Source organism: Streptomyces sp. NPDC013457 (assembly GCF_043089925.1).
Classification (GTDB): domain Bacteria; phylum Actinomycetota; class Actinomycetes; order Streptomycetales; family Streptomycetaceae; genus Streptomyces.
This window is the reverse complement of record NZ_JBICBL010000001.1, coordinates 1,180,604-1,193,807: the sequence shown is the minus strand read 5'-3', so window position 1 is coordinate 1,193,807 and position 13,204 is coordinate 1,180,604. Positions and strand designations below refer to the sequence as shown.

Below are 13,204 nucleotides of genomic sequence, written 5' to 3'. Positions count from 1 at the left end.
CTCCTTCACCCCCGAACGGGGGTAGTGAGACCTGGGTCACTGATTACACGATGTCCGTGACCGGAACCGCAACGAGGAGGACACATGACGGCCACCACCGCGACGGAGAGGTTCCGGGCAGCCCGCGACTTCCTGCTCCAGCATCGGGAGGACTACGAGACGGCGTACGAGGGCTTCGCCTGGCCCCGCCCCGACCGGTTCAACTGGGCCCTCGACTGGTTCGACGTCATCGCGGCGGGCAACGACAGGACCGCGCTGCACATCGTCGAGGAGGACGGCACCGAGACGCGGCTGAGCTTCGCGGAGATGTCCGTACGCTCCCACCGGGCCGCCAACTGGCTGCGCGCACAGGGCGTTCGGGCCGGGGACCGGATCATCGTCATGCTCGGCAACCAGGCCGAGCTGTGGGAGACCGCGCTCGCCGCGATGAAGCTGCGGGCCGTCGTCATCCCCGCCACACCGCTCCTCGGCCCCGCCGATCTGCGCGACCGCGTCGAACGCGGCCGGGCCCGGCATGTGATCGTGCGCGCCGAGGACACCGCCAAGTTCGACGACGTACCGGGGGAGTACACCCGGATCGTCGTCGGGGGCGAGCGCGCGGGCTGGGCTCCGTACGAGGGCGCGTACGACGAGTCCGGGAGCTTCGAACCCGAGGGTGTCACCCGCGCCGACGACCCGCTGATGCTGTACTTCACCTCCGGCACCACCGCTCGCCCCAAGCTGGTCGAGCACACCCACACCTCGTACCCCGTCGGCCATCTGGCCACCATGTACTGGATCGGCCTCAAGCCCGGCGACGTGCACCTGAACATCTCCTCGCCGGGCTGGGCCAAGCACGCCTGGTCCAATCTGTTCGCGCCGTGGAACGCCGAGGCGACCGTCTTCATCCACAACTACACGCGTTTCGACCCGGCCCGCCTCATGGCCGAGATGGAGCGGAACGGCGTCACCAGCTTCTGTGCTCCGCCGACCGTATGGCGCATGCTCATCCAGGCCGACCTCACGCAGCTCAGGCAGCCGCCGCGCGAGGTCGTCGCGGCCGGCGAGCCGCTCAACCCCGAGGTCATCGAGTCCGTGCGCCGGGCGTGGGGCGTCACGATCCGCGACGGCTTCGGTCAGACGGAGACCGCCGTCCAGGTCTCCAACAGCCCCGGCCAGCGCCTGAAGGAGGGCTCGATGGGGCGTCCGAGCCCCGGCTTCCGGGTCACGCTCGTCGACCCGGTGAGCGGGAAGGCGGACGTGGAGGAGGGCGAGATCTGCCTCGACCTGTCGAACGACCCGGTGGGCCTGATGACCGGGTACCACGGCGACCCCGAGCGCACGGCCGAGGCGATGGCGGGCGGCTACTACCGCACCGGTGACATCGGCTCCCGCGACGCCGAGGGGTACATCACCTATGTCGGGCGGGCCGACGACGTCTTCAAGGCCAGCGACTACAAGATCAGCCCCTTCGAGCTGGAGAGCGCGCTCCTGGAGCACGAGGCGGTGGCCGAGGCGGCCGTCGTCCCGGCCCCCGATCCGCTGCGGCTCGCCGTCCCGAAGGCGTACGTCGTCCTCGCGGAGGGCTGGGAGCCGGGGGAGGAGACGGCACGGGCCCTCTTCGCCCACTCGCGCGCGGTGCTCGCCCCGTACAAGCGGCTGCGGCGCATCGAGTTCGCCGAGCTGCCGAAGACGGTCTCGGGGAAGATCCGCCGGATCGAGCTGCGCGAGCGTACGGCGAAGGGCGAGGGCACGGAGTACGCGGAAGGGGACCTCGCATGAGCCTCTCCTACGCGCACGGCGCGAGCCCCATCCCGCTCCTCGGCGACACGATCGGCGCGAACCTCGACCGGGCGGTCGCGACCTGGCCGGAGCGCGAGGCTCTCGTCGACGTGGCGACCGGACGCCGCTGGACGTACGCCCGGTTCGGCGCGGACGTCGAGCGGCTGGCGGACGCGCTGCTCGGCAGCGGGGTGGCCAAGGGCGACCGGGTGGGGATCTGGGCGGTGAACTGCGCCGAGTGGGTGCTCGTCCAGTACGCCACCGCCCGCATCGGCGCCGTCATGGTCACCATCAACCCCGCTTATCGCGCGCATGAGTTGGCGTACGTGCTCCGGCAGGCGGGGATCTCGATGCTCTTCGCCTCGCTCACACACAAGTCGAGCGACTACCGGGCGATGGTCGAGCAGGTCGAGGGCGACTGCCCGGAGCTGCGGGAGACCGTCTACTTCGGCGACGCCGGCTGGGACGACCTGCTCAGCCGTACGGCCGGAGAGCTGCGCCCGGCCGCGCTCTCCTGCGACGAACCCGTCAACATCCAGTACACCTCGGGCACGACGGGCTTCCCCAAGGGAGCGACCCTCTCCCACCACAACATCCTCAACAACGGCTACTTCGTGGGCGAGATGATCGCCTACTCGGAGCAGGACCGGATCTGCATCCCGGTGCCCTTCTACCACTGCTTCGGCATGGTGATGGGAAACCTGGCGGCGACCTCGCACGGCGCCTGCATGGTGATCCCCGCTCCGTCCTTCGACCCCGCGGCCACGCTCCGCGCGGTCCAGGAGGAGCGGTGCACCTCGCTGTACGGCGTGCCGACGATGTTCATCGCCGAGCTGGGCCTCCCCGACTTCGCCTCGTACGACCTCTCCTCCCTGCGCACGGGCATCATGGCGGGCTCGCCCTGTCCCGTGGAGGTGATGAAGCGGGTCGTCGCCGAGATGAACATGGCGGAGGTGTCCATCTGCTACGGCATGACGGAGACCTCGCCCGTCTCCACCCAGACGCGTCGCGACGACGACCTGGAGCGCCGGACGGGCACGGTCGGCCGCGTCCTGCCGCACGTGGAGGTGAAGATCGTCGATCCGGCCACCGGCCTCACCGTGGAGCGCGGGGAGGCGGGCGAGCTGTGCACCCGCGGCTACAGCGTGATGCTCGGCTACTGGAACGAGCCGGACAAGACCTCCGAGGCGATCGACCCGGGCCGCTGGATGCACACCGGCGACCTCGCGGTGATGCGCGAGGACGGCTACGTCCGGATCGCCGGCCGGATCAAGGACATGATCATCCGCGGCGGTGAGAACGTGTACCCCAGGGAGATCGAAGAGTTCCTCCACGGGTACGACAAGATCGCCGACGTCCAGGTCGTCGGTGTCCCCGACCCTCGCTACGGCGAGGAGATCCTGGCCTGCGTGATCCCGCGCGACCCCGCGGACCCGCCCAGCCTGGACGACATCGCCGCGTACTGCCGTGACCGGCTGGCGCACTACAAGATCCCGCGCCGGGTGGAGGTACTCGCCGAGTTCCCGATGACGGTGAGCGGGAAGGTGCGGAAGGTGGAGCTGCGGCAGCGGTACGGGTGAGGGCGGAGCCGCCGCGAGGGGCGCGCACCGGGCCGGAGGCGCCCCTGCGGCCTTCCCCCGGTGTCACGGGGAGGGTGCTCGCTCCGGCGCTCGCTCCGGGGCCGGCGCCCGCTGCGGCGGCGGGACGGCGTGGGACGCGGGCGCCGCCGCCAGCTCGCGGCGCATGCAGACCCGCGGCCAGGTCGCCAGACCGTGGGCGGCCTCGGCCAGCTGGATGGCGCGCAGGCCGGCGGTGAGTTCCGGGTCGGACTCGGCGAGCGGACGGAAGCCGAGACGGGTGTAGTACGGGGCGTTCCAGGGGACCTCGGTGAAGGTCGTCAGGGTCAGCGCCGTGAGACCCCACCCGGCCGCCTCCGCGGCGAGGTGCTCGATGAGGGCGCGCCCGATGCCCCGGCGGGCGGCGTCCGGGTGCACGGAGACCTGCTCGATGTGGGCGGCGCCGTCGACGGTGTCGGCCAGCAGGTAGGCGACCGGGTGGTCGGCCTCGTCGGTGGCCACCCAGGCGCGGCCGGCCAGGCGGTAGGCGTCCAGGACGTCCAGCGGCAGGGGCTCGTCGTCGGCGATGACCGCCATGCCCAGGGAACGGAAGGGTTCGCCCGCGGCGCGCTCGATGTCCTGGAGCAGCGGGAGTTCGGCCGGTGCGGCCGCTCTGATGCGCATACGACGAGTATGGCGCGCGACCTCAGTCCGAGCCCCCTCCTCCGCCGCCTCCGCCGGGCTCGCCGCCGGTGCCGCCGACCGTGTCCCCGCCGCCGAACCAGCTGCGGCCGGTCGCGTAGCCGTCCGAGCCGCCGCCCCGGCCGAGCAGCCCGCCGTCGCGGGAGAAACGGGGGAGGAACAGGGCGAGCGCGGGGTCACCGTAGAGGGCGACGTACAGCAGCACCAGGTTGCCGTCCGTCACCTCGCGCCGATGCGCGGGCAGCGGGTGCCGCTCGCGGAGCCCGGCGAGGAGCCGGCGGGCGGCGCGGGTCGTCGGCGGCAGGAAGAGCAGGGCGAGCGCGGCACCGGCCGGTACGGCTCCGAGGGTGAGCGCGAGCGCGAGCCCCGCGCCGGACGGCCCGGTGACGATCAGGCCCGCCATCACCGTGACCACCGCGCCCACGAGCAGCGTGCGCGCGACGAGCAGGCGCCCCTGCGGGCGGAGCAGCCCGTCCCGGCCCAGCTCGGCCCGTAGAGCGTCCACGGCCCGCCGGGCCCGCGGCTGCGAGGCCAGGACACGCAGCCCCAGGGCACGGCGCAGCGAACCGTGCACGCCCAGCTGCACGGGATCACGGGTGCGGCCGGGGCCGCCGTTGGCCCGAATCGTTCCCTTGCGGCCGGCCGCGACCGCCCCGCGCTGGTGCAGCGCGACGAGGGCCACGACGACCACGGCCCGCCGTCCGCCCCTGAGCAACGCCAGTGCCTGCGGGGCGAGTTCGGTCCGCTGCGGGCTGCGCGTTCGCAACAGGACGAGCGCGCAGAGCAGTTGTGCGCAGGACGCGCCGATGAACCACCACGTGTCCGCCCCCATGACGCAACACCCCCCGAGGGTGTTGTGCCCGGCGTAGGGTGATCATCACGCGTGAATGGCCGAAATCTGAGGTCAATTTGAGCAGAGGACCGGCTTCGGGGCTTCCCCCGCACGGGGGTGACTCGCGGGCCGCCGAGCGGCAGGCGCAGGGGAAGGGCGGGACACCCCCTAGGCGCCGGTGGTGATCAGTTCGTCGGCCGGGGTGTTGACGGGCTGGGGCGTGCCGGTGAGGTCCAGGACGAAGAGCGGTATGCCCAGCTCGTCGGCGCGGGACCGGGCTTCCGGGGTGTAGCCGGCGAGGGAGAAGAACACGCTCACGGCCGCGTTGCTGAGACCGTTGAGCCAGAGGCACTCGACGGCCCGCAGGGTGGCGGGGCGGGTGCTCGGGTCGACCTGGGCGACGAGCCCGGGGGCCCGGAGGTCGACGCCGGACGCGGACCGCTCCTCGGGCTGGACGACGTCCCGGAACCCCAGCCAGCGCAGATACCCGGCCGAGGTGGCGACCGCGTCCCGGGCCGTACGGATGGTCATCGGCCGGAACGACGGCCTCGGCGGGGCGGGGTGCGCGGCGGTGGGCGGCAGCGGGATGTGCGCGGGGTAGCGCTCGGCGAAGGAGCGGTGCCCGCTCGTTCCGGGTGTGGCGTGGGCGCGGCTCTCGGAGGGCCCGGCCGGCGGGTGCGGGTCGCCCCCGAGGCCGGCGTCCTCGCCGCCCGCGCGGCCCCGTGTCGTATGCCCGATCCCGCCGACGTCTCCGATCCCGCGGGTGCCGCCCGGGTCGCCGGTACCGCCCGTGCGGCTGCCGCCCGGGTCGCTGCCGGTACCGCCCGTGTCGCCTGTCGTGCTCCTCGGCGTGAACCAGCCGCCCGGCGCCGGTTCCGCGTCGCCGCGTGGCTCGGCGCCCGCCCCGTGACCCGCCCCGTGACCCGTCTCGTGATCGGTCCCGTGGCCCGTCTCGTGGTCCGTCTCGTGGTCGGTCTCCGTCCACCCGTCAAGCGCGGCCGCGTCCGTGGCCGGGCCCGCGCCCCGGCCGCGCGGCCAGGTGCTCGTGTCGGCGCCCGCGCCATGGCTCGTGGCGCCGCCCGTCGTCGTACCGGCCGTCGCGCCGGGTCCCAGGCCCGTACCGCCGCCCGCCCCGGGTCCGCCGTCCGGCGGACTCACGGGAACGCGCAGGACCGTGCCGCAGCTGCAGCCGAGCTCCGGGTGGGGCCATTCGTCCTCACGGCCGCAGGCGGCGCAGCGGACCGTGACCCACTCGTCCGTCCAGTTGCGGTGCGTGACCGGCTCGCCCGTCGCCCCCGTGAGCAGCGGCGGCACGACCGGGGTGCCGCACGCGCAGGGGAAGACGGGAGCCGCGTACGGCTGCGTACGGAGGCATTCCGGGCACCGCACCGGAACCGAGTCACCCACACCGAACCCCACGGCGAACCCCCTGTCTTCCCGACCCCATCGTCCACCAATCCGCCACGCGAGGGGAGTGAGTTCGGCCAACGTCCGACCCCACTCCCTTGACGACTCTCGACCCCCCGACCTACATTGCTTCCACATAGTAGAACAATACTTCCGCAATACGGAAACGAGCCCACGAGCCGGTGGCGCACCCGTTTCCGCCTGGCCGAAGCAGGAGCCCTCCATGCCTCGTATGACCGCCGCCGCAGCGGCCGTTGAGATCCTCAAGCGCGAAGGCGTCACCAACGCGTTCGGCGTGCCCGGCGCGGCGATCAACCCCTTCTACCGCGAGCTCAAGAACGTGGGCGGCATCGCCCACACCCTCGCCCGCCACGTCGAGGGCGCCTCCCACATGGCCGAGGGCTACACCCGCGCCAAGGCGGGCAACATCGGTGTCTGCATCGGTACCTCCGGCCCCGCCGGAACCGACATGATCACCGGCCTGTACTCCGCGATCGCGGACTCGATCCCGATCCTGTGCATCACCGGCCAGGCCCCGGTCTCGAAGCTCCACAAGGAGGACTTCCAGGCCGTCGACATCGCCACGATCGCCAAGCCCGTCACCAAGGCCGCCACCACGGTCCTGGAGGCCGCGCAGGTCCCCGGCGTCTTCCAGCAGGCGTTCCACCTGATGCGCTCCGGCCGTCCCGGCCCGGTCCTCATCGACCTGCCGATCGACGTCCAGCTGACCGAGATCGAGTTCGACCCGGAGACGTACGAGCCGCTGCCGGTCTACAGGCCGCAGGCCACCCGTGCGCAGGCCGAGAAGGCCCTGAACTTCCTCCTGGAGTCCGAGCGCCCGCTGATCGTCGCCGGTGGCGGCATCATCAACGCCGACGCCTCCGACCTGCTGGTCGAGTTCGCCGAGCTGACGAACATCCCCGTCATCTCCACCCTCATGGGCTGGGGCACCATCCCGGACGACCACGCGCTGGCCGCCGGCATGGTCGGCGTCCAGACCGCGCACCGCTACGGCAACGCCACGTTCCTGGAGTCGGACTTCGTCCTGGGCATCGGCAACCGCTGGGCCAACCGTCACACCGGTTACAACATGGAGGCCTACACCAAGGGCCGGAAGTTCGTCCACGTCGACATCGAGCCGACCCAGCTCGGCAAGATCTTCGCCCCGGACTACGGCATCGCCTCCGACGCCAAGGCCGCCCTGGAGCTCTTCGTCGCGATCGCCAAGGAGTGGAAGGCCGCGGGCAAGCTCCCCGACTTCTCCGCCTGGGCCGACTCCGCGCAGGAGCGCAAGGCCACCCTGCAGCGCCGTACGCACTTCGACAACATCCCGATGAAGCCGCAGCGCGTCTACGAGGAGATGAACAAGGCCTTCGGCCCGGACACGCGCTACGTCACCACCATCGGTCTCTCGCAGATCGCGGCCGCGCAGTTCCTGCACGTCTACAAGCCGCGCCACTGGATCAACTGCGGCCAGGCCGGCCCGCTCGGCTGGACCATCCCGGCCGCCATCGGTGCCGCCACCGCGGACCCGGAGACCCCGGTCGTCGCCCTCTCCGGCGACTACGACTTCCAGTTCATGATCGAGGAGCTGGCGGTCGCCGCCCAGCACAAGGTCCCCTACGTCCACGTCCTCGTGAACAACGCCTACCTGGGCCTGATCCGTCAGGCGCAGGGCGGTCTGGGGATCAACTTCGAGGTCAACCTCGAGTTCGAGAACATCAACACCCCGGAGATCGGCGTCTACGGCGTCGACCACGTGAAGGTCGCCGAGGGTCTGGGCGTCAAGGCGATCCGCGTCGAGGACCCGAGCAAGCTGGGCGAGGCGCTGGAGCAGGCCAAGAAGATGGCCGTCGAGTTCCAGGTCCCGGTCGTCGTCGAGGCGATCCTGGAGCGCATCACGAACATCGCGATGAGCAAGACGGTCGACATGAGCGACGTCACCGAGTTCGAGGAGCTCGCGACGGAGCCCGGCCACGCGCCGACCGCGATCAAGGCCCTCAAGGTCTGATCCGCCCCGTCACCGGACGGCCCCCGCCCCGAGAGCACCGGAGCGGGGGCCGCTCCGTGCGTCCTGCGCCCGGACCAGCGTCGCCCCGGCCTCCGTCCAGTCGTAGAGGACCGAGCGGCCCGCCCTTCTCCGCCGTACCAGCCGGGCGTCCAGCAGCACCTTCAGATGCCGCCCCACCGACCCCAGACCCTGTCCCGTCAGCGCCACCAACTGGCTCGTGGACAGAGGGGATTCCAGGCGTAGGAGCACCCCGGCCCGTGCGTTCCCGAGCAGTGCGCCGAGCGCCTCGGGCACGGCCGGGCCGTCGGTCCCTGCCAGGGCTCCGGCGCACGGGTAGACGATCGCGAACCGCTCCGTACCCTCCCAGGACACCCATCCCCGGCTCGGGGTGACCGGCACGAGGACCAGCTGCCCGCCCGCCACCGAACGCGGCGGGTAGTCACGGGAGTTGACCTGGAGACGGCCGTCACCCAGCCAGCGCGTCCGGCCCGGGTTCAGCTCGTCCAGGGCGGTCGCCCAGCCCTCCCGGGTCAGCCGCGCGGTGCGCGCCAGCACATCGGCCTCAAGGATCCGACGGCGCCGCGGCCAGGTCGGCAGGACCGTCTCCCGCCACACCCAGGTGAGCAACTCCGCCATCCGGTGCGGGAGATCGGTCGCCGAGGCCAGCGGCTCGGGGACCGGCCCGCCGAGCGACACCGCCAGGTCCGCCACGGCTGCCGCGGGCGGTGTCTCGCGTATACGGGACAGCTCCTCCTCGAAGCTCCGCTCGCCGTCGCCCACCGGTGTGGGGGTCACGAAGTCGGCGTTCCACGTGGTGCCGAGCGCGGCCGGGACCAGCAGAGCCTCGACCGGGTCGGCGGCCAACCGGGCCCGATAGGCGGGCAGATGGGCCTCCAGCCACGCCCGCTCGCCGGGATGGGCGGCCGACCTCAGATCCAGCGTCTGGAGCGCGGCGGTCGTCTCGGCCAGCGGCGAGAGCAGGAACCTGCTCCCCGCGAGCGCGTCCGCGTCGATCTGCCACCAGCCCATGCTCCGCCCCCACCCCTTGTTTCGCCCCCATGCGAAACAATAACGGCCCTCCCGCCGGCCCCCGCAGACTCCGCCGCATGCGCACCTACCGCGAGCTCTTCCGTATCCCCGAGTTCACCCCGCTCTTCCTCACCGGCTCCGTCCAGGTCGCCGCCCAGACGGTGGCCGGCCTCGGACTGGCCACGCTCGTCTACAGCCGGACCGGTTCCCCGCTCCTCTCCTCCCTCGCCCTCTTCGGGCCCGCGCTCGCCCAGCTTCTCGGCGCCGCCACGCTCCTCTCCGCCGCCGACCGGCTCCCACCGCGCGCCGCGCTCGCCGGGACGGCGCTCTTCCACGCCGTGGGCAGCGCGGCGACGGCCGTCCCGGGGCTGCCGGTCGCGGCGGTCTTCGCGATCCTGCTCGCGCAGGGCCTCGTCGGCTCCGTCGGCGGGGGTGTGCGGTACGGGCTCCTCGGCGAGGTCCTGCCCCGCGGGGGCTATCTGCTGGGACGCTCCGTGCTGAACATGGCGTCCGGCGCCTGCCAGATCGCCGGGTTCGCGGCCGGCGGCCTGCTCGTCGCCGTCCTCTCGCCGCACGGCACCGTCCTGACCGGGGCCGCCCTCTACCTCGCCGCGGCCCTCCTGGCCCGCCTCGGCCTCTCCCGGCGCGCCCCGCGTGCCGGCGGCCGGCCCTCGCCGGCCCAGACCTGGCGGAACAACCGACGGCTGTGGTCCTCGCGCGCCCGCCGTCGGGTGTACCTCGCGCTGTGGGTGCCCAACGGGCTGATCGTGGGCTGCGAGTCGCTCTTCGTGCCGTACGCCCCCGAGCGCGCCGGGCTGCTCTTCGCCTGCGGCGCGCTCGGGATGCTGGCGGGGGACACGATCGTGGGCCGGTTCGTCCCGAAGGGCCTCCGCGCCCGGCTCGCCGCCCCGCTCCAGGCGCTCCTCGCCGCTCCGTTCCTGTGCTTCGCGCTGGACCCGGGCCTGCCCTGGGCGCTCGCGGCCGTGACCGTCTCCGCGATCGGCTACGGCGCGAGCCTGCTGTACCAGGAGCGGTTGACGGCCCTCGTTCCGGACGAGCTGAGCGGTCACGCCCTCGGGCTGCACTCCTCGGGGATGCTCGCCCTCCAGGGGCTGAGCGCGGCGCTGGCCGGCGCCGTCGCCCAGTTCACCTCGCCGCGGACGGCGATGGTGGTGCTCGCCCTGGCCTCGCTCGCGGTCACGCTGACGCTCGTCCTCACCGAGGGGCCTTCGAGCGGACCACGACGGTCTCCTCGCAGGGCCCGTCAGCGAACAGCTTGAGCGCCTCCACCTCGTCCTTGTCGGCGCTCAGCTCCCAGCGCAGCTTGGTGCCCACCCACTCGGCGACGTAGCGGCAGTACTGGGTGGAGGCCGACGGCACCCAGTCGGCCGGGTCACGGCCCGCCTTGTCCTTCTGGCTGCGGGCGGTGACGGCGACGAGCGTGCCGGGCGCGCCCTGGTCGTTGGCGTACTTCTCACGCCGGGCCGCGGTCCAGGCCGAGGCGCCCGACTCCCAGGCCTCGTCGAGCGGGACGACATGGTCGACACGGAGCGCGGCGGGGTCGGTGACGGTCTGGCCGTCGTAGTACGAGGTCCACCTGCCGCCCGTCAGGACGCAGCCGGTGCCGGCCTTCGGGGCGTCGACGGCCTCCTCCAGGAGGACCTCCGCGCGGGTGTCGCAGCCGTCCGCCGGGTCGAGGCCGGCGTTCCAGTGCGGGAAGGCGGAGACCTTGTAGCCGGCGGGGTCCTCGGCGGCCTCGGTGAGGTCGGCGAGGGCGTCGGGGAAGAGGACGACGTTCGCCGAGAGCGCCGGGGAGGGGACGGCGAGCGGGGACAGGATGAGCGCCAGCGGGGCCAGGCCCCGCACCAAGTTCTTGATCATGTGCGACTGGATAGCGGCGGGGGAGGGCGCACGGAGGGCGAATCGCGGTGCGCTCGCCCGAGCGGGTGTGGATCTTCACCGCAGAAACGATGCGCTGGGCGCGGCCCCGGCAGGGACGCGAAAGAGCGCGGAACCAGGGACCGTAAACCTGGTTCCGCGCTCTCGTTGTGCCCGCCCGACGGTGCGAGGCTGGCGCGACAGGACGTTCGCGCCGCCGGGCGGAGTCTTGGGGGGAGGTGGGGCGTTGGGACCGCGGCGACGGCGACGGATGGACCGGGAACCCTTCCTTCAGGTCAAGAAGGGGCCTGGTCCGCCCTTACCACCGCACTGGCTCGTCGCCGCCGCGGTCCTCACGCTGTCCGTACCGCCGGCCACCCCTCATCCGGGCCGTCGGTCCGGACGGCGTACGGCATCTGACCTCCCGTCATCTGCCGTACGCGGTCTGGATGCCGCCGTGGATCAGTCCTCGCGCAGGGCGCGGACCGCCTCGGCCACGCGCTTGCCGTAGTCCGCGTCGGCGGCGGCGAAGTGCGCGATGTTCTTCTCGATGACGTCCTCGCGGGACACCTGGGACAGACCGCCGGCGATGTTGGCGATCAGACGGCCCTTCTCGGCCTCGGACATCAGGCGGTAGAGCTCGCCGGCCTGGAAGAAGTGGTCGTCCTTGGCGTGCTCGGGCGCCGCGTGGGTGCCGGTCCAGCCGTGGATCGCCAGCGGGGCGGCGAGCGCCTCGTCGGTCTGCGCGGGGCCGGAGTACGAGTTGGGCTCGTAGTTCTTGTCGTGGCGCGAGCCCTGGCGGGTGGCCATCAAGCCGTCGCGGCCGTAGTTGTCGGCGACGGTCGCCTTCGGGGCGTTCACCGGCAGCTGGGTGTGGTTGACACCGAGGCGGTAGCGGTGGGCGTCCGCGTAGGCGAAGAGGCGGCCCTGGAGCATCTTGTCCGGCGAGGGACCGATGCCCGGGACGAAGTTGTTCGGGGAGAACGCGGCCTGCTCGACCTCGGCGAAGACGTTGTCCGGGTTGCGGTCGAGGACCAGTCGGCCCACGCGCTGCAGCGGGTAGTCGGCGTGCGGCCACACCTTGGTGAGGTCGAACGGGTTGAAGCGGTACTCGGCGGCCTCGGCGGCCGGCATGACCTGGACGTACAGGGTCCACGAGGGGCTCACGCCGCGCTCGATGGCCTGCAGCAGGTCGGTCTGGTGCGAGTTCGCGTCCTTGCCGACGGTCTCGGCGGCCTGCTCGGCGGAGAGCGAGCGGATGCCCTGGTTCGTCTTGAAGTGGTACTTGACGAAGAAGGCCTCACCCTTCTCGTTCGTCCACTGGTACGTGTGCGAGCCGTAGCCGTTCATGTGACGGTACGAGGCGGGGATGCCGCGGTCGCCCATGAGCCAGGTGATCTGGTGCGTCGCCTCGGGGGAGTGCGCCCAGAAGTCCCAGACGTTGTCCGGCTCCTGCTTGCCCGTGAAGGGGTCGCGCTTCTGGGAGTGGATGAAGTCGGGGAACTTGATCGGGTCCTTGATGAAGAACACCGGGGTGTTGTTGCCGACGAGGTCGTAGTTGCCCTCTTCGGTGTAGAACTTCAGGGCGAAGCCGCGCGGGTCACGGACGGCGTCCGCGCCGCCGAGCGAGTCGGCCACGGTGGAGAAGCGGATGAACGTCTCGGTCCGCTTGCCGACCTCGGAGAGGAAGGCGGCCTTGGTGAAGCCGGTGACGTCGTCGGTGACCTCGAAGTACCCGTACGCGCCGGAGCCGCGGGCGTGGACCACGCGCTCCGGGATCCGCTCACGGTTGAAGCGCGCGAGCTTCTCCAGGAGGTGCTGGTCCTGGAGGAGGATGGGGCCACCGACGCCGGCGGTGGCGGAGTTCTGGTTGTCGGCGACGGGGGCGCCGGACTCGGTCGTAAGCACGCGCTTCGACATCGTGACCTTCCGTACGGGAGCTGCACTGGTGACGGTGTCAGGAGCGTAAGGAGCAGCTGAAGCGAACGTCAACAGTTTGTTGAAAACGAAGGAGGGTGTTCCGGGCGG

Annotated in this window: 9 protein-coding genes and 1 pseudogene; 4 read left to right on the top strand and 6 right to left on the bottom strand. The window is 72.1% G+C overall.

Annotation, left to right across the window (positions count from 1 at the left end; translation table 11 throughout):
• Positions 1 to 84 precede the first annotated feature (84 nt).
• Both ACF1G2_RS05415 and ACF1G2_RS05410 read left to right on the top strand, forming a co-directional pair.
• Positions 85 to 1,761 (top strand): AMP-binding protein, encoded by a 1,677-nt coding sequence (locus ACF1G2_RS05415; RefSeq protein ID WP_391796962.1) that lies wholly within the window; start codon positions 85 to 87, stop codon positions 1,759 to 1,761.
• Positions 1,758 to 3,341, top strand: a complete 1,584-nt coding sequence (locus tag ACF1G2_RS05410; protein WP_391796961.1) for an AMP-binding protein — start codon at positions 1,758 to 1,760, stop codon at positions 3,339 to 3,341. The genes ACF1G2_RS05415 and ACF1G2_RS05410 overlap by 4 nt, the downstream gene beginning before the upstream one ends.
• Positions 3,342 to 3,404: 63 nt before the next feature.
• On the opposite strand, the gene ACF1G2_RS05405 is transcribed toward ACF1G2_RS05410, so the two are convergent.
• From ACF1G2_RS05405 to ACF1G2_RS05395, 3 genes and pseudogenes are all read right to left on the bottom strand, one after another.
• A complete protein-coding gene (locus ACF1G2_RS05405) occupies positions 3,405 to 4,001 on the bottom strand; it encodes a GNAT family N-acetyltransferase (protein ID WP_391796960.1) in 597 nt (198 codons plus the stop codon).
• A gap of 22 nt (positions 4,002 to 4,023) precedes the next feature.
• Positions 4,024 to 4,851, bottom strand: coding sequence for a TIGR04222 domain-containing membrane protein (locus ACF1G2_RS05400; RefSeq protein WP_391796959.1), 828 nt, complete (start codon positions 4,849 to 4,851; stop codon positions 4,024 to 4,026).
• Positions 4,852 to 5,019: 168 nt separating this feature from the next.
• Positions 5,020 to 5,538: pseudogene (locus ACF1G2_RS05395) on the bottom strand (hypothetical protein); the annotation flags it as partial.
• Positions 5,539 to 6,481: 943 nt separating this feature from the next.
• On the opposite strand from ACF1G2_RS05395, the gene gcl reads away from it, so the two are divergent.
• Positions 6,482 to 8,269 carry a glyoxylate carboligase gene (gcl, locus tag ACF1G2_RS05390; RefSeq protein ID WP_391796958.1) on the top strand — a complete coding sequence of 596 codons (1,788 nt, stop codon included), beginning with the start codon at positions 6,482 to 6,484 and terminating at the stop codon, positions 8,267 to 8,269.
• 9 nt (positions 8,270 to 8,278) lie between these two features.
• Here the strand turns inward: gcl and ACF1G2_RS05385 are convergent, their stop codons facing one another.
• Positions 8,279 to 9,298, bottom strand: a complete 1,020-nt coding sequence (locus tag ACF1G2_RS05385) for an ArsR family transcriptional regulator (protein WP_391796957.1) — start codon at positions 9,296 to 9,298, stop codon at positions 8,279 to 8,281.
• Between the two features lie 77 nt (positions 9,299 to 9,375).
• On the opposite strand from ACF1G2_RS05385, the gene ACF1G2_RS05380 reads away from it, so the two are divergent.
• The gene (locus ACF1G2_RS05380) at positions 9,376 to 10,578 is read left to right on the top strand and encodes an MFS transporter (protein WP_391796956.1); all 1,203 of its coding nucleotides are present in this window, start codon (positions 9,376 to 9,378) and stop codon (positions 10,576 to 10,578) included.
• Here ACF1G2_RS05380 and ACF1G2_RS05375 read toward each other — a convergent pair.
• Positions 10,514 to 11,179: a DUF1524 domain-containing protein gene (locus tag ACF1G2_RS05375; protein ID WP_391796955.1), complete on the bottom strand. Its 666-nt coding sequence runs from the start codon at positions 11,177 to 11,179 to the stop codon at positions 10,514 to 10,516. The genes ACF1G2_RS05380 and ACF1G2_RS05375 overlap by 65 nt on opposite strands.
• A 459-nt stretch (positions 11,180 to 11,638) precedes the next feature.
• Positions 11,639 to 13,096: a catalase gene (locus ACF1G2_RS05370; RefSeq protein ID WP_391796954.1), complete on the bottom strand. Its 1,458-nt coding sequence runs from the start codon at positions 13,094 to 13,096 to the stop codon at positions 11,639 to 11,641.
• Positions 13,097 to 13,204 lie beyond the last annotated feature (108 nt).

Coding starts and splice junctions, on each gene's coding strand:
- ACF1G2_RS05415 (WP_391796962.1), top strand. CDS start 85: ATGACGGCCACCACCGCGACGGAGAGGTTCCGGGCAGCCCGCGACTTC.
- ACF1G2_RS05410 (WP_391796961.1), top strand. CDS start 1,758: ATGAGCCTCTCCTACGCGCACGGCGCGAGCCCCATCCCGCTCCTCGGC.
- ACF1G2_RS05405 (WP_391796960.1), bottom strand. CDS start 4,001: ATGCGCATCAGAGCGGCCGCACCGGCCGAACTCCCGCTGCTCCAGGAC.
- ACF1G2_RS05400 (WP_391796959.1), bottom strand. CDS start 4,851: ATGGGGGCGGACACGTGGTGGTTCATCGGCGCGTCCTGCGCACAACTG.
- gcl (WP_391796958.1), top strand. CDS start 6,482: ATGCCTCGTATGACCGCCGCCGCAGCGGCCGTTGAGATCCTCAAGCGC.
- ACF1G2_RS05385 (WP_391796957.1), bottom strand. CDS start 9,298: ATGGGCTGGTGGCAGATCGACGCGGACGCGCTCGCGGGGAGCAGGTTC.
- ACF1G2_RS05380 (WP_391796956.1), top strand. CDS start 9,376: ATGCGCACCTACCGCGAGCTCTTCCGTATCCCCGAGTTCACCCCGCTC.
- ACF1G2_RS05375 (WP_391796955.1), bottom strand. CDS start 11,179: ATGATCAAGAACTTGGTGCGGGGCCTGGCCCCGCTGGCGCTCATCCTG.
- ACF1G2_RS05370 (WP_391796954.1), bottom strand. CDS start 13,096: ATGTCGAAGCGCGTGCTTACGACCGAGTCCGGCGCCCCCGTCGCCGAC.